This window comes from Aureimonas sp. AU4, assembly GCF_001463765.1.
Classification (GTDB): Bacteria; Pseudomonadota; Alphaproteobacteria; order Rhizobiales; family Rhizobiaceae; genus Aureimonas.
The window spans coordinates 17,163-38,046 of record NZ_BBWK01000039.1 but is presented as its reverse complement, the minus strand read 5'-3'; the positions used below and the strand labels follow the sequence as shown (position 1 = coordinate 38,046).

At 68.5% G+C, this 20,884-nt stretch carries 22 protein-coding genes and 1 pseudogene; 12 read left to right on the top strand and 11 right to left on the bottom strand.

Translation table 11 applies throughout. The annotated features are described in order from the left end of the window. Positions 1-152: 152 nt before the first annotated feature. Positions 153-1,321 (bottom strand): IS3 family transposase gene (locus AUL35_RS12010; RefSeq protein ID WP_156417962.1). Its coding sequence is split into 2 segments (ribosomal slippage): positions 153-1,057 and positions 1,057-1,321, totalling 1,170 coding nucleotides; the frame shifts between segments, so codons are not numbered across the junction. Between the two features lie 13 nt (positions 1,322-1,334). Here AUL35_RS12010 and AUL35_RS21635 point away from each other — a divergent pair. Beyond that, positions 1,335-2,686: pseudogene (locus tag AUL35_RS21635) on the top strand (transposase). A gap of 125 nt (positions 2,687-2,811) precedes the next feature. Here the strand turns inward: AUL35_RS21635 and AUL35_RS23195 are convergent. From AUL35_RS23195 to AUL35_RS11990, 4 genes are all read right to left on the bottom strand, one after another. Next, a complete protein-coding gene (locus AUL35_RS23195) occupies positions 2,812-3,066 on the bottom strand; it encodes a hypothetical protein (RefSeq protein ID WP_374754494.1) in 255 nt (84 codons plus the stop codon). A 375-nt stretch (positions 3,067-3,441) separates the two neighbouring features. Continuing rightward, positions 3,442-3,801 carry a DUF6481 family protein gene (locus AUL35_RS12000; protein ID WP_062015084.1) on the bottom strand — a complete coding sequence of 120 codons (360 nt, stop codon included), beginning with the start codon at positions 3,799-3,801 and terminating at the stop codon, positions 3,442-3,444. Between the two features lie 611 nt (positions 3,802-4,412). Beyond that, positions 4,413-4,856, bottom strand: coding sequence for a BLUF domain-containing protein (locus AUL35_RS11995; protein WP_062015082.1), 444 nt, complete (start codon positions 4,854-4,856; stop codon positions 4,413-4,415). Continuing rightward, positions 4,853-6,496 carry a bifunctional diguanylate cyclase/phosphodiesterase gene (locus tag AUL35_RS11990; RefSeq protein ID WP_062015080.1) on the bottom strand — a complete coding sequence of 548 codons (1,644 nt, stop codon included), beginning with the start codon at positions 6,494-6,496 and terminating at the stop codon, positions 4,853-4,855. The genes AUL35_RS11995 and AUL35_RS11990 overlap by 4 nt, the downstream gene beginning before the upstream one ends. Positions 6,497-6,827: 331 nt before the next feature. Between AUL35_RS11990 and AUL35_RS11985 the strand changes: the two genes are divergently transcribed. Then, positions 6,828-7,826 (top strand): SDR family oxidoreductase, encoded by a 999-nt coding sequence (locus AUL35_RS11985; RefSeq protein WP_062015078.1) that lies wholly within the window; start codon positions 6,828-6,830, stop codon positions 7,824-7,826. Positions 7,827-7,908: 82 nt separating this feature from the next. Continuing rightward, positions 7,909-8,142 carry a hypothetical protein gene (locus AUL35_RS11980; RefSeq protein WP_062015077.1) on the top strand — a complete coding sequence of 78 codons (234 nt, stop codon included), beginning with the start codon at positions 7,909-7,911 and terminating at the stop codon, positions 8,140-8,142. Positions 8,143-8,163: 21 nt separating this feature from the next. Here AUL35_RS11980 and AUL35_RS11975 read toward each other — a convergent pair whose 3' ends face one another. Beyond that, positions 8,164-8,520: a helix-turn-helix domain-containing protein gene (locus tag AUL35_RS11975; RefSeq protein WP_062015074.1), complete on the bottom strand. Its 357-nt coding sequence runs from the start codon at positions 8,518-8,520 to the stop codon at positions 8,164-8,166. Between the two features lie 24 nt (positions 8,521-8,544). Continuing rightward, positions 8,545-9,624 (bottom strand): LysR family transcriptional regulator, encoded by a 1,080-nt coding sequence (locus tag AUL35_RS11970; RefSeq protein ID WP_062015073.1) that lies wholly within the window; start codon positions 9,622-9,624, stop codon positions 8,545-8,547. A gap of 91 nt (positions 9,625-9,715) precedes the next feature. Here AUL35_RS11970 and AUL35_RS11965 point away from each other — a divergent pair, with 91 nt between their 5' ends. The 5 genes from AUL35_RS11965 (at position 9,716) to AUL35_RS11950 (ending at position 11,764) form a co-directional block, all read left to right on the top strand. Then, positions 9,716-10,360, top strand: coding sequence for a GNAT family N-acetyltransferase (locus AUL35_RS11965; RefSeq protein ID WP_062015071.1), 645 nt, complete (start codon positions 9,716-9,718; stop codon positions 10,358-10,360). Continuing rightward, the gene (locus AUL35_RS11960; RefSeq protein WP_062015069.1) at positions 10,357-10,608 is read left to right on the top strand and encodes a hypothetical protein; all 252 of its coding nucleotides are present in this window, start codon (positions 10,357-10,359) and stop codon (positions 10,606-10,608) included. Before AUL35_RS11965 ends, AUL35_RS11960 begins: the two co-directional genes overlap by 4 nt. Further along, a complete protein-coding gene (locus AUL35_RS11955; RefSeq protein ID WP_062015067.1) occupies positions 10,605-11,171 on the top strand; it encodes a hypothetical protein in 567 nt (188 codons plus the stop codon). Before AUL35_RS11960 ends, AUL35_RS11955 begins: the two co-directional genes overlap by 4 nt. Positions 11,172-11,338: 167 nt before the next feature. Beyond that, positions 11,339-11,461, top strand: coding sequence for a hypothetical protein (locus AUL35_RS23060; protein WP_280137335.1), 123 nt, complete (start codon positions 11,339-11,341; stop codon positions 11,459-11,461). Between the two features lie 111 nt (positions 11,462-11,572). Next, positions 11,573-11,764 (top strand): hypothetical protein, encoded by a 192-nt coding sequence (locus AUL35_RS11950; protein WP_062015066.1) that lies wholly within the window; start codon positions 11,573-11,575, stop codon positions 11,762-11,764. A gap of 19 nt (positions 11,765-11,783) precedes the next feature. On the opposite strand, the gene AUL35_RS11945 is transcribed toward AUL35_RS11950, so the two are convergent. The 4 genes from AUL35_RS11945 to AUL35_RS11930 all read right to left on the bottom strand — a co-directional run bounded on the left by AUL35_RS11945 (position 11,784) and on the right by AUL35_RS11930 (position 16,245). Further along, complete coding sequence (locus AUL35_RS11945) at positions 11,784-12,749, bottom strand: ABC transporter permease (RefSeq protein ID WP_062015064.1); 966 nt, start codon at positions 12,747-12,749, stop codon at positions 11,784-11,786. Continuing rightward, positions 12,746-13,675, bottom strand: coding sequence for an ABC transporter permease (locus AUL35_RS11940; RefSeq protein ID WP_062015062.1), 930 nt, complete (start codon positions 13,673-13,675; stop codon positions 12,746-12,748). The genes AUL35_RS11945 and AUL35_RS11940 overlap by 4 nt, the downstream gene beginning before the upstream one ends. Continuing rightward, positions 13,672-15,138, bottom strand: coding sequence for a sugar ABC transporter ATP-binding protein (locus AUL35_RS11935; RefSeq protein ID WP_062015060.1), 1,467 nt, complete (start codon positions 15,136-15,138; stop codon positions 13,672-13,674). Before AUL35_RS11935 ends, AUL35_RS11940 begins: the two co-directional genes overlap by 4 nt. An 87-nt stretch (positions 15,139-15,225) precedes the next feature. Further along, the gene (locus AUL35_RS11930; RefSeq protein WP_062015058.1) at positions 15,226-16,245 is read right to left on the bottom strand and encodes an ABC transporter substrate-binding protein; all 1,020 of its coding nucleotides are present in this window, start codon (positions 16,243-16,245) and stop codon (positions 15,226-15,228) included. Positions 16,246-16,464: 219 nt separating this feature from the next. Between AUL35_RS11930 and AUL35_RS22135 the strand changes: the two genes are divergently transcribed. The 4 genes from AUL35_RS22135 (at position 16,465) to AUL35_RS11910 (ending at position 20,882) form a co-directional block, all read left to right on the top strand. After that, positions 16,465-17,754, top strand: coding sequence for a GAF domain-containing sensor histidine kinase (locus AUL35_RS22135; protein WP_062015057.1), 1,290 nt, complete (start codon positions 16,465-16,467; stop codon positions 17,752-17,754). Further along, positions 17,751-18,464, top strand: a complete 714-nt coding sequence (locus tag AUL35_RS22130) for a response regulator transcription factor (RefSeq protein WP_062015055.1) — start codon at positions 17,751-17,753, stop codon at positions 18,462-18,464. The genes AUL35_RS22135 and AUL35_RS22130 overlap by 4 nt, the downstream gene beginning before the upstream one ends. 80 nt (positions 18,465-18,544) lie before the next feature. Then, positions 18,545-19,624 carry an ABC transporter ATP-binding protein gene (locus tag AUL35_RS11915; RefSeq protein WP_062015053.1) on the top strand — a complete coding sequence of 360 codons (1,080 nt, stop codon included), beginning with the start codon at positions 18,545-18,547 and terminating at the stop codon, positions 19,622-19,624. 241 nt (positions 19,625-19,865) lie between these two features. Beyond that, positions 19,866-20,882, top strand: coding sequence for an extracellular solute-binding protein (locus AUL35_RS11910; protein ID WP_062015156.1), 1,017 nt, complete (start codon positions 19,866-19,868; stop codon positions 20,880-20,882). The last annotated feature ends 2 nt before the right edge of the window (positions 20,883-20,884 follow it).

The window sequence follows — 20,884 nt, the reverse complement described above, 5'->3', positions numbered from 1 at the left end:
CCTCTGGACCCCAAAGGCACCGCGTGGGCCACCCTGGACGCCGAGGACTTCGACAGCCTACCCCCTGAGCTAACGCGAACATGGTTCTTGAACGGCGGCGGCAAGGGTTATGAGTACGTTGGCCTGCCCCCGTTAGGTGGCCCGGTTCAAAACTAATGCATCGTGGGCTTGGCGGCCACAGTTGAGGTGGCCAGCGAAGCGGGTTGGGGTGGCGCCGCCGGCCATGGCGCGGCGGCAGGTGCCGGCGGACGGTAGCCCAGGCTCGAGTGTGGTCGCCTCGTGTTGTAGTGCTGACGCCAGCCTTCGATCATGATGCGCGCCTCCGCAATGCTGTAGAAGATCTCGCCATTGAGCAGTTCGTCGCGAAGCTTCAAGTTGAAGCTTTCGCAATAGCCGTTCTCCCAAGGGCTGCCTGGCTCGATGAAGGCCGTGTTGGCGCCGACCGCCGTGATCCATTCGCGCACCGCCTTGGCCACGAACTCCGGACCGTTGTCGGAGCGGATGTGGCCCGGCACGCCGCGCACGATGAACAGATCCGACAAGACGTCGATGACGTCCGAGGATCTTAGCTTCCGATCGACGCGAATGGCCAGGCACTCACGCGTGAACTCGTCGATCACATTGAGCATGCGGAACTTGCGGCCGTCATGGGTTCTCGCTTCCACGAAGTCGTAGGACCATACATGGTTGGAACGCTCGGGCCGAAGCCGGACGCACGAGCCGTCGTTCAGCCAGAGCCGACTGCGCTTGGGCTGCCTGGCCGGCACCTTCAGCCCTTCCTGCCGCCAGATGCGTTCGACCCGCTTCACGTTGACGAGCCATCCGGCAACGCGCAGCAGGGCCGTGATCCGGCGGTATCCATATCGACCATAGCAGGTTGCCAGCTCGATGATGTCGGCCGTCAACGCCGCATCGTCGGCTCGACCCTTCGGCACCTTGCGCTGTGTTGATCGGTGCTGCCCCAGAACCCGGCACGCCAGCCGCTCCTTCACGCCATGCTCCTTCATGACGTGCTCGATGCATTGGCGACGCCGGGCGGGGCTCACCAGTTTCCCGAGGCGGCCTCCTTCAAAATCAACTTCTCGAGCGTCAGGTCCGAGACCGCCTTGCGCAACCGCTCGTTCTCTTTCTCGAGGTCCTTCAAGCGCTTCACCTGATCCAACTTGAGACCGCCGAACTCCTTGCGCCAGCGGTAGTAGGTGAACGGCGTCACGCCGATCGTGCGGATCGCCTCCGCCACCGGGCGGCCCTGCGAGAGCAACACGTCCACCTGCCGAAGCTTGGCGACGATCTCTTCCGGCTTGTGCTTCTTCTGTCCCATCTGGGCATCCTCCATCGGCTCGAAAGCCTACTTCAGGGAGGGCCACTTTTCAGGGGGCAGACCAATCGAGCGGCACGTGTCAGCGAACCACCTTCTTCCTTCGCTCGACCTTGTCGTTGACTTGTCAAGCATGCGGCGTGAGTTGGCGCCGTTCTACAGCACGACAGGTAGGTCCTCGATCGATCCAGAGTCTCTCCTGCGCATGCTGATCGCAGGCTATTGCTTCGGCATACGCTCGGAGCGGCGTCTGTGCGACGAGGTGCATCTGAATTTGACCTATCGTTGGTTCTGTCGGCTCAGGCTCGACGGCGACGTGCCAAATCACTCGACCTTTCCAAAGAACCGGCACGGTCGGTTCCGCGACAGCCATCTCCCTCGCTGCTTGTTCGCGACGGTGCTGACGCGCTGCATGGAGGAAGGGTTGGTTGGTGGCGAAGGCTTTGCGGTCGACGGTAGTCTGATCCGGGCAGACGCCAGTCGGCAGAAGGGCGTCGAGCCCGCGGACTGGTCGGCACCATCGGAACCCAGCCGAACGGTTCCAGCCGAACGGTTGAGGAGTATCTGGCCGTTCTCGACGACGCCGCCTTCGGCGTCGCGGCGCCTGTCCTGCCGAAGTTCGTCTCCCCTGTTGATCCCGCCGCCCGTTGGACCGGTGCTGATGGCGGCCTTGCCTATTTCGCCTACGCGACAAACTACCTGATCGACCCGGACAACGAGATCATCGTCGATGTCGAACCGACCACAGCGATCCGCTAGGCCGAGGTCATTGTGGCCAAGCGGATGATCGAGCGCACACGCGAGTGCTTCGACCTCTAACCAGCGCGTCTTGCCGCCGACGCGTGCTAAGGCTCCGCGGGCATGCTCGGCTGGCTAGTTTATGATCAGGGCAACGAGCCGCACGTCAGCGTGTTCGCCAAGTCGGCGCGGCGGGACGGCACCTTCCAGCGCGACGCTTTCACCAATGGCCATCAGGGCGACGTCTACTTTTGTCCGGCGGTCAGGATGCTGATGACCAAGGGCACCCTCGTGAACGAGGGGGTCACCCTGATTGACCGGGGAAGCCAAGTTCGATTGCGACGCCTGCAACCTGAAGGCCGAATGCACCCCGCATCAACCGGCCCGAAAGGTACCGCGATCGATCTTAGAGGGCGCGCGCGACATCATGAAGAGCGATCCGGGACGAACCTCGAAGCGGCAGCACACGAAGGTCGAGATGCCGTTTGCGCACCTCAAACGAATCCTGAAGCTCGATCGGCTGCGACTACGCAGGCGTTGTCGCGCCGCGACGAGTTCCATCTCGCCGCGGCTTGGAACCTTTGGAAGTCGGCCAAGCTGATCCCGGCACCGGCACCCAAACTCGCCTAAGGACGAAGCAAGCCGCTTCACCACCACCGCCGAGCGCGAGAACTCGCCGACCCTCTCCGCCTCAATAATGCGTTTTTCAACGGGATAGACCAAAGCCGAACGCTCGCAAGGCGACACATGCCATCTCAAAGCGGTCGCCCTACGCCTGCGTGAGGGTGAACAGCCACGCGGCATCGAATCGAACGGCGAGGAGGTCGTTTCGGGGGTAGCTGATGCTGTCGCCGGCTTGCCGGTTTCGGACCTCGAGGTAGTTTGTGACGTTGCCGGAATGGTTGACCGGGTGATGCGCTGTACCCGTTGGGGAACCCCGCGCACATGCCCGGCAGCAGGATCGTCTCGCCGCCGTCATGGGCAAGCGTGACCTCGCCCGTGAGAACCATGACGAACTCGTCCCAGAGGGCATGGCGGCGATGCAACGCCGGCACCGCTCCGGGTTGGGGGCGTGACTTGGTTCACGACAAAGAATGGGCCGCGCGGGGAGGTCGACGAGCCGGCGCTTGATATGCGCGTCCATCAGCAACGAGGTTGGCGCGGGTTGAACCACTTCCCGGGCATCGGGTTTGCCCTCGGCCGGAAGCCGGACCGGAAGGTTCGCAAGCGGTCCGGGCCGGTTTCATAAGGTTAGCACCAGTCGAGGTGGTTCGCCCTGAAAAGGCGCGCCGGGCGGGCCGGGAAAGGCACCTCGAGGCTCGAGGGCATTCCCGTCCTCCGCCCGCACCGAGCCGACGCGGCTCGATCCCTCCTTGCGGAGACGATCAGGATTTGCGGTTCTGGCGTGCGGCGTAGCGCGCGTCGCGCTTGGCCTTCTGCGCGGCCTGATCTTCGAGTGCCTTCGCGATCAGTCGATCCTGCTCGGAAGCGGCGGACTGGGCTGCCTTCTCCTCGGCGGCGGCCCGCTCGGCTTCCAGCTCGACCTGTCGGCGTGCCTCCTCTTCTTCACGCTGCCGGCGCTTGGCCGCCTCGCGCTCCTCGCGGGCCGCCACGACGGCGGCGTGTTCGGCCCGGCGAGCCAGAAGCGCGGGATCGTTCTGCTTGGCCTTCATCTTCTCCAGCAGCGCAGCCTTGGCGTCCTTTGCCGCCTGACGCCGGTCGGTGAAGTCCTTGTCTATCTTCAACGTATCGTCCTGATTTTCGAAAGGTCCGAACGCATGCGCGTCCAGATCGGGTTTGGTGAGATGGGCGCGAGCATACGGCGGGATGGATCCGCTCGCACGTCAGGCGTCGCACGCAGACATATACGTATCCAACTTCCCGCGCGAGGGTCCGAAACGCGGGATGATCGTCTTCGCGCTGCGGGTCTAGCCACCCTGCGCTCGGAAGGGGGTTTCCCGCTCGCGGGGTTTCGAGGATGTTCCGGGATGGCGAAACACCCTATTCCGCTTCGGCGCGGATGCCTCGCCCTTTCCCCGCGTCACATCACGAAAGAACGAAAAGCCGGCCGCGCCTCACGATCGATCGGCGCAATCGTGCTCGGCCGCCTTGCGCTCTTGGTGCTCGAACCCAGAGGTCCTGCGTCCGCATGACGATATATCTCCAGGCGTCGCAATCGATCACCGGGGAATGATCCCACCGACTGATCCATGGTCCCGCCTCACCACCCCAGGAGGAAACCTCCCGCACATCCCGTGATTGCGGGTGCATGCCCCCTAACTCGAATTGGGGTTTGAAGCCGTTTCTCGGTCAGAACGGACATCGCCACCGCCCTGGCGCGGCGGCGCCTTGTCTTTCAATGCCGTATCCCTTCTTCCTCGACCGCGAGGTCGCGCAGGAGGCTGTGGATCGCTTCACCATCGAGACGCGCGGGATCGAAGCCGCTCGCGGAGCCGATCGCGTCGAACCGGCCGGCGTCGTGTTGCGAGGCGCCGACGAAGCCCATTGCCCAGTTCGGAAAGCTGCGCGCCTCGATTCGCTCCAGTGCCAGAAGCGACACGTCGCCGTGGCGCTCGTCCTGCTGGATGCGCTCGAACGCGGCCTCGACCGCGCCGAGCGGCCCTTCCAGCACCTGCGCGAAGCAGCCCGCGTTGAACAGGAGCGCGCCGGTGATTCCGTCGCGCCGGTTGTTGTGCTGGCTCTTGGCGAGGATGTCGCCAATCTCCCGGTCGAGGGTCGCATCGGTGCCCTCGACATGGTTGCGGCTGTAGTAGACGAGGCGATGCAGGTCGGCGGTCATGCGGCGGTGTCCTCCAGCGGGGCGTGGGCGTCGGGTCGGGCGAGGAAGTCGGCGATCCGGTCGGGTGCCATGGGGCGGCCCGTCAGGTATCCCTGGACATGGGTGCAGCGCTCGCCCCGGATGCGGGCGAGCTGCTCGGCGGTCTCGACGCCTTCCGCCGTGATGGCCATGCCGAGGCTCGTGCCAAGGCTGGCGACGGCGCGCAGGATCGCCTCGCTGTCGGCATTCGCGCCGGCTACGAAGGAGCGGTCGATCTTGATCTTGCTGAAGGGAAACTTCTGCAGGTAGCTCAACGACGAGTAGCCCGTGCCGAAGTCGTCCATCGAGATCATGACGCCGAGATCCCGCAGGGCATTCAGCGTCGCCAGGACGTTTTCGGTGTTGTCGAGAAGCGCGCCCTCGGTGATCTCGAGCTCGAGGCGACGAGCGGGCAGGTTCGCGCGCTCCAGAGCGGCTCGCACCGTTTCGAGCAGCGTGTCGGCCTTGAACTGGAGCGGCGAGACGTTGACCGCGACAACCCGGTCGCCCGGCCAGGAGGCGGCCTGCAGGCAGGCGGTGCGCAGCACCCATTCGCCGATCTTGACGATCAGGCCGTTCTCCTCGGCCAGCGGGATGAAGGCGAGCGGCGGCACGTTCCCGCGAACGGGATGGCGCCAGCGCAGAAGCGCCTCGAAGCCGATCACCTCGTCGGTCGCGAGATCGATAAACGGCTGGTAGTGCAGCTCGAACTGCTTGAGCGCGAGCGCGCGACGGAGGTCGATCTCCATCTCGCGCCGCTCGTGCAGGAGCGTGTCCATGCCCGGCTGGAAGAGGCGGAAGCGACCGCGACCGGCGCGCTTGGCCTCGTAGAGCGCAAGGTCGCCGTTGCGCAGGACGTCGCGCGCCTGGGTCAGCTCGCCGCGCAGCGCCGTTCCGACGCTGGCGCCGATGTTCACCGTGTGGCCGCTGAGAACGTAGGTCCGCCCGACGAGATCGACGAAGCGCGCGGCCAGCTTCTCGGCCTCGGCCTGCGAGCGCGCGCCGTGCTGCAGCACCACGAACTCGTCGCCGCCCAGGCGCGCCACGACGTCTCCCTTGCCGCAAGCGCTCACGATCCGGTCGGCGACCTTGCGCAGGAGAAGGTCGCCGATCGCATGGCCCAGCGTGTCGTTGACGAGCTTGAAACGATCGAGGTCGAGGCAATGGATCGCGAAGGGCGCGTCGTCGGCGTCCTGCGACAGGGCGGCGGCCAGATGCGCGAGGAAGATGCGGCGCTTGGCGAGCCCCGTCAGGTCGTCGATCTCGGCGGCTTCCGCGGCGGGACCGGCGGCGGGCTCCGCCGCGCGCAGCGTCACCACGATCTGGCCCGGGCCGAGCGGCAGGAAGCGCGCCTCAAAGGCGAGGTCCTGCTGGGTCACGAGAGTACGCGGGCCGTTCTCGCGCGCGGCGTCCTGCTCGTGACGGTAGGCGGGAAAGAGGTCGTGGAAGGCAAGGCCCACCACCCAGCCGCCGAACAGCGTCTCGGCGGCCGCATTCGCATAAAGGACCGTGCCGTCGGGCCCGAGCGAGAGCACCGGGTCCGCCAGCGCCTGGAGGATGCGCTCGAACGGGGGCGTCGACGCCCCGTCCTGCGACGGGCTGGCGGCAAAGGAGGTGGGCATCGTCGACTCGCAAGGAGGAAGCTGCCGATACTATGCGCGTGACGTCTTAATGCATCGAAACGACGGCGAGACGCGTTGCCGGCTTTTAGAAGTCGCGGCCAATAAACCTTCCGCGCAGGGTGGTCTGCTTGTTGTCTTCATCAGTACAAGCAAGAATATCGTGAATTTTGCGTAAGCGCTTTTGCCGGACGCGGTTCCGTGTCGCGCCTAGCGGCTTTGGCTGGAGGCGCGCTGGAACCATTGCCCCTCCCCTCCTTTCCCGTTCTCGACGAGGCGGGCGGCTCGGTGCGTCCGCGTGCCCGGCCGATCCGGCATCACGAGGAGCACGACCATGAGCGAACAGAACCTGTCGCGACGTAGTATTCTCGGCGGAGCCGTTCTCGGCGCGGCGGCGATGGCCTCGCCGGCCGGCGCCCAGTCCATGGAGGCCGCAGTCCCCGAAGAGGGCCGCCGCCTCAGCGACCCGCGCACGAAATACACGAGCGAGCCGTTTCCCGAACAGAAGCAGCCTTGGCCGGGCCTCCAGTCGCGCATGAATCCCGTGCCGGACTGCGGCGAGACCAGCTATCGCGGCTCGGGCCGGCTCAACGGGCGCCGCGCGCTGGTGACGGGCGGCGACAGCGGCATCGGCCGGGCGGCCGCGATCGCCTTCGCGCGCGAGGGGGCGGACGTCGCCATCAACTACCATCCCGACGAGGAGTCGGACGCGCAGGACGTGGTGCGGCTGATCCGGGATGCGGGCCGCCGCGCGGTCGCCCTTCCCGCCGACATCCGGACGCTGGAGGCCTGCGAGGAGGTCGTGCGCCGGGCGGTGGAAGCGCTCGGCGGGCTCGACCTTCTCGTCAACAACGCCGCCTACCAGCAATCGAAGGAGGACATCCTCGAGATTTCCGACGAGCAGTTCGTGCGGACCTACGAGACCAACGTCTTCCACGTCTTCCGCTTCTCGAAGGCGGCCATTCCCAGCCTGCCGCCGGGCGCCTCGATCATCAACACCGTCTCGGTCAACTCCTACGACCCCGGCATCGAGCTGATCGACTACGCCTCCACCAAGGCCGCCATCCTCAACCTCACCAAGGGCATGGCCAAGCAGCTTGCCAAGCGCGGCATCCGCGTCAACGCGGTCGCCCCCGGCCCGGTCTGGACACCGCTCCAGGTCGCGGGCGGCCAGATCGAGGGAACCATGGGCGAGTTCGGCCAGGACACGCCGCTCGGCCGCGCCGGTCAGCCGGCGGAGCTCGCCTCGCTCTACGTCGCGCTGGCGGCCGACGACGCCAGCTTCTCGACCGGCACGGTCGTGGGCGCCCATGGCGGCAAGGGCAACCCTTGAGCGGTAAGCTATTTGCCGGAACCAGATCCGGGAAAGGCAGGGCGTGTTGATGGCTTTCCCGCAACCCGCGAGAAGGCCGCCCATGTCCCGCCGCTTCTGGAAGATCGCGCTGTCGCTCCTGTTCGTGGGAGCGGTCGCGCTCTACGCCTATCGCTGGTTCACGCCCGACAGCGCGGCCGAACTCGCCCGCACGGGACGCTGCGAGGAGTACCGACGCGCCGAGGGCCGGCTGGAAGCCGGCCTCGACAGCGAGACGGCGGCCGACCCGAAGGAGGTCGAGATGGTTCTGGCCGAATGCGAGCGGCAGGGCCATTGACGGGGCGAACGCGCCCGCCGCTCAGCCCTTGAGCTTGCGGGCCGAGCGGCTGAGCGAGGCGAGAAGGCGAAGCGTCTCGCGGTCGACGAGGCCGTCCAGATGCTCCAGCTCCTCCGCGGCGCCTGCCGTGCGCTCCGGCCGGACGGCATCCGGCAGCGGAACGGCGGGGCCGAAGAAATAGGCGGGTTCGACCGCGAAGAATTCGCTCAGCCGCAGGAGCACGGCGGCCGACGGGCGCACCGCTCCGGTCTCGATCGCGTGAAGACCCTCGGGCGTGACGCCGATGCGGACGGCGAGCTCGCCGCAGCCCAGGGAATGCGATTCCCGAAGCCTGCGCAGGCAGCGGGCGACCGCGCCCGAACCATTCCCGTCACTCATCGCTCTTCGACACCGATTCGACCTTCAACCCTCGCTAGCACCGCCTTGCGGCAGCACTAAGTCGGGTGCGGCCTTTCCCAGGAGGCGCCCATCCCGGGGCGCGGCGAGCGTGGGCGTGAACCCTTCGAAATAGGTGCGCAGTTCGCCCGAGGACCGCAGCAGACCGACGATCTCGTCGGGGTGCATCGCCGTGTTGCCGAACCAGGGGTACTTCTCGCGCGAGAAGCACTCCACCAGCCAGTCCACGAACACGCGGTGCCGGGCGGTCTTGATGACCTCCGGGTGGATGGCGAGCCAGATCTCGACGCCCATCTTCATGCCGAGGTCGACGGGCACGAGGTCGCCGCCGATCGCGATCGCGTAGTTCGGCAGCATGCCGAGCCCCGCCCCCTTGGCGACGGCCCAGTAGTGGGCGCTCGAGAAGTTCGTGCGCAGCGGCACCATCTTGCGCGCGATCTCCTCGCCGAAGAGCTGGGCGAGGCGATAGCCCGCGAACTGCTCGGTTTCCTGCTCGACGATGCGATGGTTGGCGAGATCGGCGAGCGACGTCGGCAGGCCGTGCGCCTCGACATAGGAACGGCCGGCGAACATCGAGAGATGGACGAAGCCCAGGCGCTTCTTGATGAGGTCGGGCGCCGTCGGCTCGGTGAGCTGGATGGAGATGTCGGCCTCGAGCCGCAGGACGTCGACCGAGCGCAGCGCGCATTCGAGGTTGAGGTTGATGTCGCGCCCCTCGCCCCGCAGGAAGTCCACGAGCTGGGGGATGATCCAGAACGTTCCGATGCCCTCGGTGACGGCGAGGTGGATCGCGCCCGACATCGTGTCGCTGGTGGACTGGGCGACGCGGCACATGTCGGCAATCGAGCGCTGCACGTCGCGCGCCGAGGCGACGAGCCGCCGTCCCTCGTTGGTCAGGCGCGTGCCCTCCGTTTCCCGGTAGAACAGTCGGAAGCCGAGCTGGTCCTCCAGGCGCTCGATCGTGGACCGCAGCGTGTTGATGCCCCGGCCGAGCTCGGCGGAAGCCTGCCGGAAGCTTCGGCTGTCGGCGACGGCCAGGAAGACCTTGACGCTGTCCCAGTCCACGTTCTGGGGGAGGTGTTCCATCTGCTGAACGCCCTGTGTTCGGATTGGGAAAATCCACGGCGGCTTCGGTTCAATAGGTTCGGCGGCGTCCAGGAAGCCAAGGGGGACGCCCATGCCGACGTTTCGTCAGGAAAACCTACATTCCGATCTTTCCGATCCGGCCCCGCCCGCGGCGGCGCCTCGCTTCGATACGTTCGATCCCCAGGGCGAGCGGACCGGAATCACGGTCGTCCACGGGCTGGACGACTTCCTGAAGATCGCCGCCATCCGCTCGGCCGTGTTCCTGGGCGAGCAGACCTTCCCCTTCGCGGAGCAGTTCGACGGCAACGATTTTGCCGCGACCCACCTCCTCTACAGCGTTCGGGGCGAGCCGGCGGGCTGCATGCGGATTCGCTTCTTCGGTGACTTCGCGAAGATGGAACGCCTTGCCGTGCGCAAGGAGTACCGTCGCTCGACGATCGCCTTCGACCTGGTTCGCGCGAGCGTGGACCTGTGCCGGGCCAAGGGTTATCGCAAGTTGTACGGCCATGCCAAGGAGGAACTCCTGCCCTTCTGGAAGCGCTTCGGCTTCCGCATGAAGGACAACGGCGCCCCGTTCGACCTGGCCGGCTACGCCGTTCTGGAGATGATCGACGAGATCGAGCCGAGCGAGGACGCGGTCGCGATCGGCGGCGACCCGTACCTGACCGTGCGTCCCGAGGGACAATGGCACAAGCCCGGCGTGTTCGAGACGTCGAGCGGGATGGCGCGGGCATGAGCCAGTTGGAGGAACGCGAGGTCGACCGCCTGCTCGTCGCGGTCTCGGAATGCCGCGACCAGGCGGCGGAACTGCGCCTCCCCTTCGCCAAGCGCCTCCTGGACATGTGCCTCCTGGAGATCGCGATGATGGGCAACGCCCTGCCGCGCGAGAGCGATCTCGCCCCGGCCGAAACCCTGAACGCCCTTCTCTCGACCAAGCTGCGCCTCGCCTGGATCAGGGACAACAAGGCTGTGATCACCTCGTGAGTGCCTGCGCCATATCCCTGCCCGACCCGATCCGCCCCGCCGACGACCCGTTCGTGATCGGGCTCGTAACAGTCGACGCCCGCACCGGCGCGCTCGACGCGGATCTCGGCTTTCGCCGCTTCTGCCATGGCCTGGACGCCTCGTACCAGCTCGACAGCGTCCCCGATCTCCTCTCCGTGATCGTGCCGGAGGACCGTGCCGCGGTCCGCGGCCTCCTGCTGGCCGAGGCGCCGCTGGCGCGGCACCACGCCTTCGTCTGCCGCATCCACAGCGCGCTCGGCGGGGTTGCGACCGTTCGCTTTCTTCGCTCGCGGCGCGCGGACGGGGAAAGCTCCGCCGCCCCCGCGACCTTTATCGTGGTCGCGGTGCCCGAGCCCGCCTCGGCGGCCTCGCCGCTGGAGCGTGTCGCGCTTCTCCTGATCGAGGCGGAAGGACTGGCGCGCGGCCTCGGCAACGGGCTCCTTTCCAAGCTGATCCGGGCGGTCCTCCTTCAGGTCGGCTTTGATGCGGGGGCCGGTGCGCGGGCCGAGCACGAGGCCGCGAACGACGCGGCGAAGCACTGAACGAAGCGCCTCGGCGAGACGAGGGCGGGACGGCGCGGGCGCTCGGCGCCCGCTTACCGTGTCGCGCCCGACGAAGGGCGGTTGACTCTCCCGGCCACGAATTCGGACAAGAAGCCGCTCACACACGGACCGGCCCGGCCGGACCGCCCCGCCCGCTTGGAGATGTCATGGCAGAACCCCGGTCCCACCGCCTGGCCCGACGCCTCGTCCTGGCGCTCGCCGTGGTGGTGATCGTCCTCGGCGTCGTCGGCTCGGTGCTGATCGCGCTGGAATTCCTGCGCCAGCCCTGAGGTGCGCTGTCGCAGTGCGGGCGCCGTTTCGGTGCGACGCACCATCGGCGATTCAGGTTTGATCAAGGCGCCTGCGCGACGCTTCGCCCAACGAAAACAAGGGAGAACGCGATGCTCGACACCTATGGCGCAAGCTTTTCCGAGACCGCGCGCATGACGCGCGACGAGACCGTCCGGCGGGAAGGGCGGGAGGCCGCGCGGCGCCGCGTGAACCGCCACGACAACCCCTATCGTTCGCGCAGCGCCGACGGCATCTCCTGGCATGCGGGCTACGACGCCGAGACGGCCGACCAGGAGCGCTAGGCGCCGACGGCCTTTCGCGTCAGGCGCGCTCGCCGCGCCGCCCGCCAGCCAGCGTGATGATGGCGACGATGATGACGCCCGTCAGAAGAAGGCGCAGGCCCGCGCCGACACCGAAGGTGTTGAGCATGGTCACCAGCAGGTAGAGGAAGAGCGAGGCCCCCCAAAGGCCCGCGACGTTGGACCGGCCGCCCGAGACCGACGAGCCTCCCACCACGACCACGGCGATCGAGGCCAGAAGGTATTCCTCTCCCATGTTGAGCGAGGAGCCGCCCGAGAAGCCCGAGAGGCCCGCGCCGCACAATCCCGCCAGCGCCGCCGACAGGACGTAGGTGAGGAAGCGCACGCGATCGACCCGGATGCCGGCAAGGCCCGCCGCGCGCCCGTTCTGGCCGATCGCCGAGACCGACCGTCCGTAGACCGTCCGGTGGAGGAGAACCGCCATCAGCGCGGAAAGGACGAGCGTTGCGATCGCCAGATACGGGATGCCGAGGACGCGCCCCGTGGCGAAGGCCGCGAAGCCCTCGGGCGGGCGCACCCGCAGGCCGCGCCCATAGGCGATCGCGGTGGACTGGACGAGGAAGCTCGCCGAAAGCGTCGCGATGATGGGCGGGATCGAGAGGAGGCGGATCAGCGCGTAGTTGAAGCAGCCGACCGCGATCCCGACGCCGAGCGCGCTCGCCAGCCCCAGCGCGATGCGCGCGTCGCTCTCGCCCATCACCACCATGGAGACCGTGCCCGCGAGCGCGATGATGGCGGGAATCGACAGGTCGACATTGCCGGGGCCGGTGGTGATCACGAACATCTGCCCGAGGCCGACGATCACGTACATGGTCGCGAAGGTGAGCGCGGTCGACAGGATCTGTCCCGCGCCGACGCCGCCCGTGAACGCAAGCGTCGCGGCGAGGATCAGCCCCGCGCCGACGAACGAGAAAGCCCATGGGGCGGAGCCGATCGCGCGGGGGCGGCGGGGCAGTGCCGTGCTCATGCCATCCTCCTCTCGGTCTGGTTGACCAGCGCGCGCAGCGCCAGCACCACGATCAGGATCGCCCCCTGAGCCCCGATCTGCCAGTCGGGCGAGATGCGCAGGAAGGAGAGAAGCGAGCCGGCGAGCGTCAGCGTCAGCGCGCCGATCACCGCGCCGACCGGCGAGACGCGCCCGCCCGTGAACTCGCCTCCTCCCAGGATCACGCCCGCGATCGAGAGCAACGTGTAGCGGAGCGCGATGTTGGCGTCGGCCGAGGTCGTGAGCCCGACGAGACAGAGGCCCGACAGGACGCCGAAGAAGCCCGCCAGCGCGTACATCGCGATCTTGACGCGGAGGAGCGACCAACCCGCGCGCCGGAGCGCCTGCGCGTTGCCGCCCGCGCCCCGCAGGACGACGCCCACCGAGGAGCGCATGAGAAAGAGGTGGACGAGGAGCGCCAGCGCCGCGCTCGCCAGGATCGCGAAGGGCACGAGCGGCGTCTTGAGCTTCACGAGCCCCGACAGCCAGCCCGGCGCCGAGCCGCCCGGCGAGGGCAGGAGCAGGACGGCCAGACCCAGCCAGACGAAGCTCATGCCGAGCGTCACCACGATCGAGGGCAGGTCTCGCCAATGAATCAGCGCGCCGAGCCCGGCATAGACCGCGATGAGCGCGAGAAGCACCCCGGTGCCGAGCAGCGGCGTCGTGGGCAGGAGCGTCGCCCCGACGCAGGCGACGAGGCTGACGAAGGCGCCGATCGAGAGGTCGAGGTCGTTGACCGTGATGACGCAGAGTTGCGCGATCGTGGCGAGCGCGATCGGCAGCGCGAGGTTGAGCATCAGGTTGAGGCCGAGATAGCTCATCGCGCGCGGCTGGATCAGGAAGATCACCGCGAGGATCAGAACCAGCGAGACCGGCGGCAGGAGCGCGCGCAGGAGACGGGGGCTCATGCGGCCTCGTCGAACGAGGACTGGAGGATGCGCTGTTCCGACAGCTCGGCGCGCGACAGGTCCGCCACGATGCGCCCGGAGCGGAAGACGTAGATGTGGTCGCAGCTCTTCAGCTCGTCGAACTCCGTCGTGTACCAGATGAAGGTCCGGCCCTTTTCGGCCTCGGCGCGGATCAGGGCGTAGACCTCCTGCTTGGTGCCGATGTCGACGCCGCGCATGGGGTCGTCCATGAGGACGATCTCGGCGTCCGAGGCGAGCGCCCGGGCAAACAGCGCCTTCTGCTGGTTGCCGCCCGACAGGGTCAGGATGTTCTCGCCCATGTCGGGCGTGCGGATCGCGATGCGCCGGCGCCAGCTCTCCTCGAGCGCCCGCGCCTTCGCCCCGTCGATGAGCCCGAAGCGCGTGAGCCTCGCCAGCGAGCGCACGGTCACGTTCTCGCCGATCGACCAGAGCGGAAAGACGCCGTCGCTCTGCCGGTCGCCGGCCACGAAGGCCGTGCGCCCCGCAACGCGCGCCCAGCGGGATCGATGGTGCGCCGCGTTCTGGAGGAGCACGAGAAGCGCGGTCTGCCCGTGGCCGGCGAGACCCGCGAGCCCGACGATTTCGCCGCGCCGCGCCTCGAGGCGCACGGGGCCGCCCTTGGGCGTTCCCGCCTCGGCGACCACGGGCGCGGTGCTGCGTGCGGCTTCCTGCCCGACCGCCACGGCTTCCTCGCCGCCCGCCACATGGCCCATGCTTTCGACGAGGCTGTGACGGGTGAAGTCGCCGGCCGCGCGAAGGTCCACGACGCGTCCGTCGCTCATCACCGCGATGCGGTCGCAGGTCGACAGGATCTCTCCGAGGATATGCGAGATCAGGATGATCGTGCCGCCGCCATCGACGAAGCGGCGCACGTAGGCGAGGAGCTGTGCCGCCACGCTCGCATCCAGCGACGAGGTCGGCTCGTCGAGGATCACGAGGCGCAACCCCTCGCCGGCCGCGAACACGCTCGCGATCTCCACCATCTGGCGCTGGCCGAGCGAGAGATCCGAGACGAGTTCGTCCGGCCCGATGCCGTGGCCGGGGAAGATCGCGTCGAGCCGCTCGCCGATCAGCCGCGCCGCTCTCGCGCGCCAGCCGAAGCCGCTCAGCGCGCGCTGGCGCACGCGCGCGTTCTCCAGGACCGAGAGGTTCGGGCAGAGCGAAAGCTCCTGGAAGACGCAGGCGATGCCCGCCTCCTTCGCCCGCGCCACGCTGTGGCGCCCCGCCCCGTCCACGCCCTCGATCTCGAGCCGTCCCTCGTCGGGTCGCAGGTTGCCGGCCAGGACCTGCATCAGCGTCGACTTGCCCGCCCCGTTGTGACCCGCGAGCCCCAGGCACTCGCCGGCCCGAAGGTCGAGGTCGACCCCGCCCAACGCCCGCACGGCGCCGAAGCTCTTGCGCACGCCGACGAGGCGAACGATGGGCGGCGAGGTCGCGGACATGCGGGCGGGTCTCTCGTGGGAAGATCGTGGCAAGGCCCCGGAGCGCCCGGCGGGCGTCCGGAACCCTGAAGAGCCGAACGGTCGGCCCTACTTCGCCGAGCCGGCGATCACCTTCTTGGCGTCGTCCTGCGAGTACTCGACATTGGCGACGCCGCCTGCCTCGGTGGTCTTCAGCGACGTTTCGAGGCTGGCCTGGTCGATCGACAGGAAGGGCACCACGAGGTCCTTGGGCACCTCCTGCCCGTCGAGGATCTGCTGGGCGACCCAGAAGGCCAGCGTCGAGACACCCGGCGCGATCGAGACCGACATGGTCTCGTAGTTCGACGCGTCCTTCTGCGCCTTCCACCAGCGCAGCTCGTCCTCGCGGTTGCCGAGGATGATGGTCGGCGTCGGTCGTCCGGCCGCCTTGAAGGCCTCGGCCGCGCCGAAGCCGTCGCCGCCCTGCGTCACGACGCCCACGACCTCCGGCAGGCTCGGCAGGACGCCCGCGACCGACTTCTGCGCGACGGTCTGCGTCCAGTCGCCCTGGACCGAGGAGACGATCTTGAACTTGGGATGCGCCTCGACGCCCTTGGCGATGCCCTCGTGGATCTCGGTATCGACCGAGGTGCCGGCCAGACCCCGGATCTCCAGGAGGTTGCCGCCGTCGGGATAGCGCTTGGCGAGATAGTCGAGCTGCCCCTCGCCCATCTTGCGGAAGTCCACCGCCACGCGCCACGCGCAGGGCTCGGTGACGATGCCGTCGAAGCTCACCACCACGATGCCGGCGTCGCAGGCCTCCTTGATCGCGCCGTTGAGCGCGGTCGGCGAGGCGGAGTTGACGACGATCGCGCTGTAGCCCTGCAGGATCATGTTCTGGATCTGCGCGGCCTGCTCGGTCGCCTGGTTCTCGGCGGTCGTGAAGGCCTCGGCGCTCTTCACCACGCCGTCGGCCACCGCCTTGTCGGTGATCTTCTTCCAGCTCGTCAGCATGGCCTGGCGCCAGGAGTTGCCGGCATAGTTGTTCGACAGCGCGATGGTCTTGTCGCTCGTGTCGGCCGCGGCCGGGCCGGCGGCGCACAAGGCCAGCGCGGCGGCCGACAGGGTGATGGCGATGGCGGTCTTCACGGTGTTCCTCCCCAGGATGAACCGGCTCTGAGGAGCCGGCAGCCGCCGCGGCGTTCCTCCCACCGCGTCTGCGCTAGTGTGTGGCAGGCGCTCGCCCGCTGTCCAAGCCCCGACCCGCAACTCTTTTGCGCGAACCCGCACGCCCCGCTGCGGCATCCGGCAGCGCCGCCGGTGTCCCTCCCACTGGCGGCGGGCGGCGGGACATGGTGCTGTCGGTTCATGAGCGAGACCGCCCCCTCCCCGACGCCCGCACCGACGCCCCGCCCGGCACGCGTGCGTCCCGGCGCGGAGGCCCTGTTCGGTCACCTTCTGCGCGTGTCGCAGGCGCTCGCCGGCCAGCTCGACTTCCAGACCGCGATCCAGGCCGTGTCGGACGGGCTGCAGCCCGTCCTGCCGCACGACCATCTCGACGTCTGCATCCTGCGCCACGACCACCACGTCGCCTTCGAGGCGGGCGCCCACACCGACTGGAGCCTCACCGAGCGGCCGATGCCGGTCTCGATGAGCCCGATCCGCGCGGTGCTGCGCGGCGAGGCGGATCACCTGATGACGGGCGACGCCATGGCGGACCCGCGCTTCCACTTCGCGGGCGCCTTCGCCCATCCGATCCGCGACGCGGCGCTGCGAAGCCGCATCCACGTGCCGCTGCTCGTGCGCGGCGAGATCATCGGCGCCCTCTCCTGTTCCAGCCGCGAGCGCGACCTCTTCACCCCCGCCGACATCCCCTTCGCCCGGCACGTCGCCGACATGCTGGCGCCCTACTTCTTCGCGCTTCGCGCCGCCGAGGACACGCGGCGCCTGGCGATCGAGGAGGCCGAGGGGCGCACGCGCGAGGAAGCTTTTCGCGAGGGCGCGCTGCGCCTCACCGAGGAATTAGAGCGCGAGCGCCAGCGCATCGGCATGGACCTTCACGACCTGACCCTTGCCGACCTGACGCGCCTGTCGCGCCGGCTCGCCCGGCTGCGCGGGGGAGCGGAGGCGGGCGAGGGCGAGCTTGCGGCGGTCGCCGAGGAACTCGACCGCTGCATTCGCGAGCTGCGCGAGATCATCGACGACGCGCGGCCCAACGTCCTGCAGCTCTTCGGCCTTGCCGAGGGCATCGAGGACTTTCTCGGCCGGGCGCTGGGCGGCGGGGCGACGCGCATCGACTGGCGCTTCCTGAACGGGGGCGGCGCGGTGGTGGAGCGGCTGGAGGAGCCGCTGCGCGTGGCGCTCTTCCGCATCGTCCAAGAGGCGGTGAACAACGCGGCGCACCATGCCGAGCCCGCGCTGATCGAGGTCGAGCTGCGCCGCCAGGGCGAGGCGCTGGTGATCGAGATCCGCGACGACGGCGTGGGCTTCGCCTCGCTCGCGCAGCGCCGCCGCGTCGGCGGCATCCGCAACATGCAGACGCGCGCGCGCCTCGTCGGCGCCCAGTTCCAGATCGCGCGCCGCACCGATGCGCGCGGCACGCTGGTCTCGATCGCGCTGCCGCTCGGCGAGCGCGACGGGCGGGAGGACGCGCGGTGAAGGTGCTGATCGTCGAGGACGACGCCGTCCACCGCGCCTTCCTGCGCGACGTCCTCGCCCACACGCTGCCGGGCTGCGAGCTTCTGGAGGCGGAGAACGGGCTCAAGGGAGAGCGCCTGGCGCGCGAGCACGATCCCGCGGCCGTGGTGGTGGACCTCCAAATGCCCGAGCGCACCGGCGTCGACATGGCGCGTGCGGTCTGGCGCGAGCGGCCCGCCACCTCGATCATGTTCTGGTCGAACTATGCCGACGAGGCCTATGTGCGGGGCGTGTCGCGCATCGTGCCGCCGGGTGCGGCCTACGGCTATGTCCTGAAGTCGGCTTCCGAGGAGCGCCTTGCGCTGGCGTTGCGCGGCGTCTTCCTCGAGGGCCAGTGCGTGATCGACCGCGAGATCCGCACGCTCCAGCAGCGCTCCGCCGACCGCTCGGGCAGCTTCACCGACGTCGAATACGAGATCCTGACCGACCTCGCGCTCGGTCTCACCGACCGCGTGATCGCCGAGCGGCGCGGCATCTCGCTTCGTTCCGTCCAGAACCGCCTCCAGCAGATCTACGACAAGCTCGGCGTCTACGACGCCGAGCGCGGCGCGGAGGTCTTCAACCTGCGTATGCGCGCGGTCTCGCTCGCCCTGTCGCGCAAGCTCCTCAACCGGGGCGGCCTGGAACAGGCCGAGGCCGAACTCCAACTCTGGCTCGCCAGGCCGCGCTAGGCGCGGCAGGCCGAAGGCGGCTTACCGCCGGGTCCTGGAATGCTATGGGACCGGAGCGCCCAAGAGCCGAAAGCCCACGGATGAACCAGCAGCCCCCGCCCGCCCGCCTGTCGCTCGACATCTCCGGGATCACGCACGGCTTCGGCCGGACGCAGGTCCTCGGCGACGTGTCGTTTCGCGTCCCCACCGGACAGGTCGCCTGCCTCGTCGGGCATTCGGGCTGCGGAAAGACGACGCTCCTGCGCATCCTCGCCGGTATCGAGCGGCCCTTGGCGGGGTGCGTCGAGGCCGAGGGCCTCGTGCTGTCGGGACCCGGCGTCTTCGTCGAGCCGGAGGACCGGGGCATCGGCTTCCTGTTCCAGGACTACGCGCTGTTTCCCCATCTCAGCGTCACCGACAACATCCTGTTCGGGCTCCGGCGCCATGCGCGCGCCACCGCACGCCGCCTGGCCGGCGACGTGCTGGCGCGCCTCGGCATCGAGCATCTGGCCGAGCGCTTCCCGCACATGCTGTCGGGCGGCGAGCAGCAGCGCGTCGCGCTCGCCCGCGCTCTGGCGCCCCGGCCCGGCATCATGCTGCTCGACGAGCCCTTCTCGAACCTCGACCGGTTCCTGCGGGAGGGCGTGCGCGCCGAAACGCTCGCCATCCTCGGCGACCTCGGCACCACGGTGGTGATGGTGACGCACGATCCCGAGGAAGCCCTTTCCTCGGGCGACCGGGTGATCCTCATGCGCGCGGGGCGCGTCGTCCAGGCCGGCACGCCCGCCGACCTCTTCGACCATCCGGCCGACGCCCATGCGGCAGAGTTCTTCGCCAGCTCCAACCGGATCGCGGGGACATGCCGGAACGGGCGCCTCGCGACGCCGCTCGGCGACTTCCCCGCTCCCGGCCTGGCCGACGGCACGCGCGCGACCGCTCACATCCGGCCCCACATCCTGCGCCTTGCGCGCACCGGAGAAGGCGTCGAGGGCGTCGAGGGCCGGGTGACGCGGCACACCCTTCTCGGCGAAATCGAGGAGGTCCGCGTGGCCGTGCCGGGACTGGAGGCAGACCTGCGCGTCCGCTCGACGGACCGGACCGCTCTCGAGGCAGGCGACAAGGTGTTGATCGTCGCCCCGGCGGAACACGTCTTCGTGTTTCCCGACGAGAACCTCGCTTAGAAGCATTCCAGACAGCGACTCCCAGTCGTTACCGATCTGCGGACAGATGTCGGCAAAGCAACGGCTTGCCGTGTTGCCCGTCTCGCGCGGCAAGCAGGCGGGCGTGCGGGCCATGAAATCTTCGAACGGTTCCGGCTCGACTGCGACGCATCGATAAGTTGACTGAATCGATCATCTATGTGCATGGCCCTCCCCGATCCGGAACGCGATCGAAGAGAGGGTAGAGCGGATGGCGATGGGCATGCGGGCATACGGGCGGGCGCTGGTCGGTCTGGCGCTCCTGGCGGGAACGGCGGGCGGCGCCGCGGCGACCGAGCTCAACCTCTACACGACCCGCGAGCCGGGCCTCGTGCAGCCTCTCATCGACGCCTTCACGAAGGCGAGCGGCACGACGGTCAACACGATCTTCCTGAAAGAGGGCCTGGCTGAGCGCGTCACCGCCGAGGGCGACCGCTCGCCCGCCGACCTTCTGATGACGGTGGACGCGGGCGTCCTCGTCGACCTCGTGGAGCGTGGCCTGACGCAGAGCGTCTCCTCCCAGGCCCTCGAGGCCGCAATTCCCGCGACGTTGCGCGACGACGCCGGCCACTGGTTCGCCCTGTCCATGCGCGCCCGCGCGCTCTACGCCGCCAAGGACCTCGACCTCGCGGCGATCACCTACGAGGACCTCGCCGATCCGAAGTGGAAGAACCGCGTCTGCATCCGCTCGGGGCTTCACCCCTACAACGTCGCGTTGACGGGCTCCTTCATCGCCCATCACGGCGAGGCCGAGGCCGAGACCTGGCTCGCGGGCCTCAAGGCGAACCTCGCCCGGCCGGCCGGCGGCGGCGACCGGGACGTGGCGCGCGACATCACCGGGGGCCTGTGCGACATCGGCGTCGCCAACTCCTACTATGTCGGCCTGATGCGCAGCGGAAAGGGCGGCCCCGAGCAGCAGCAATGGGCCGAAGGCATCAAGATGATCCTGCCGACGTTCGAGAACGGCGGCACGCAGGTCAACATCACGGGCGGCGCCGTCGCCCGACACGCCCCCAACCGTGCGGAGGCCGTGCGCTTCCTTGAATATCTCGTTTCCGACGAGGCGCAGGCGATCTATGCCAAGGCGAACTTCGAATATCCCGTCAGCGCGAAGGCGAGCGTCGATCCGCTGATCGCCGAGTTCGGACCGCTCAAGCCCGACACGATCGACATCGTGGAGGGCGTGAAGTTCCGCAAGCAGGCGAGCGAGCTGACCGAGAAGGTCGGGTTCGACGGCTGACG

Bases quoted from the DNA above. Each gene is read 5' to 3' on its own strand.
- AUL35_RS23195 (WP_374754494.1), bottom strand. From the start codon at position 3,066: ATGGTTCTCACGGGCGAGGTCACGCTTGCCCATGACGGCGGCGAGACG.
- AUL35_RS11995 (WP_062015082.1), bottom strand. From the start codon at position 4,856: ATGACCGCCGACCTGCATCGCCTCGTCTACTACAGCCGCAACCATGTC.
- AUL35_RS11990 (WP_062015080.1), bottom strand. From the start codon at position 6,496: ATGCCCACCTCCTTTGCCGCCAGCCCGTCGCAGGACGGGGCGTCGACG.
- AUL35_RS11985 (WP_062015078.1), top strand. From the start codon at position 6,828: ATGAGCGAACAGAACCTGTCGCGACGTAGTATTCTCGGCGGAGCCGTT.
- AUL35_RS11980 (WP_062015077.1), top strand. From the start codon at position 7,909: ATGTCCCGCCGCTTCTGGAAGATCGCGCTGTCGCTCCTGTTCGTGGGA.
- AUL35_RS11975 (WP_062015074.1), bottom strand. From the start codon at position 8,520: ATGAGTGACGGGAATGGTTCGGGCGCGGTCGCCCGCTGCCTGCGCAGG.
- AUL35_RS11970 (WP_062015073.1), bottom strand. From the start codon at position 9,624: ATGGAACACCTCCCCCAGAACGTGGACTGGGACAGCGTCAAGGTCTTC.
- AUL35_RS11965 (WP_062015071.1), top strand. From the start codon at position 9,716: ATGCCGACGTTTCGTCAGGAAAACCTACATTCCGATCTTTCCGATCCG.
- AUL35_RS11960 (WP_062015069.1), top strand. From the start codon at position 10,357: ATGAGCCAGTTGGAGGAACGCGAGGTCGACCGCCTGCTCGTCGCGGTC.
- AUL35_RS23060 (WP_280137335.1), top strand. From the start codon at position 11,339: ATGGCAGAACCCCGGTCCCACCGCCTGGCCCGACGCCTCGTCCTGGCG.
- AUL35_RS11950 (WP_062015066.1), top strand. From the start codon at position 11,573: ATGCTCGACACCTATGGCGCAAGCTTTTCCGAGACCGCGCGCATGACG.
- AUL35_RS11945 (WP_062015064.1), bottom strand. From the start codon at position 12,749: ATGAGCACGGCACTGCCCCGCCGCCCCCGCGCGATCGGCTCCGCCCCA.
- AUL35_RS11940 (WP_062015062.1), bottom strand. From the start codon at position 13,675: ATGAGCCCCCGTCTCCTGCGCGCGCTCCTGCCGCCGGTCTCGCTGGTT.
- AUL35_RS11935 (WP_062015060.1), bottom strand. From the start codon at position 15,138: ATGTCCGCGACCTCGCCGCCCATCGTTCGCCTCGTCGGCGTGCGCAAG.
- AUL35_RS22135 (WP_062015057.1), top strand. From the start codon at position 16,465: ATGAGCGAGACCGCCCCCTCCCCGACGCCCGCACCGACGCCCCGCCCG.
- AUL35_RS11915 (WP_062015053.1), top strand. From the start codon at position 18,545: ATGAACCAGCAGCCCCCGCCCGCCCGCCTGTCGCTCGACATCTCCGGG.
- AUL35_RS11910 (WP_062015156.1), top strand. From the start codon at position 19,866: ATGCGGGCATACGGGCGGGCGCTGGTCGGTCTGGCGCTCCTGGCGGGA.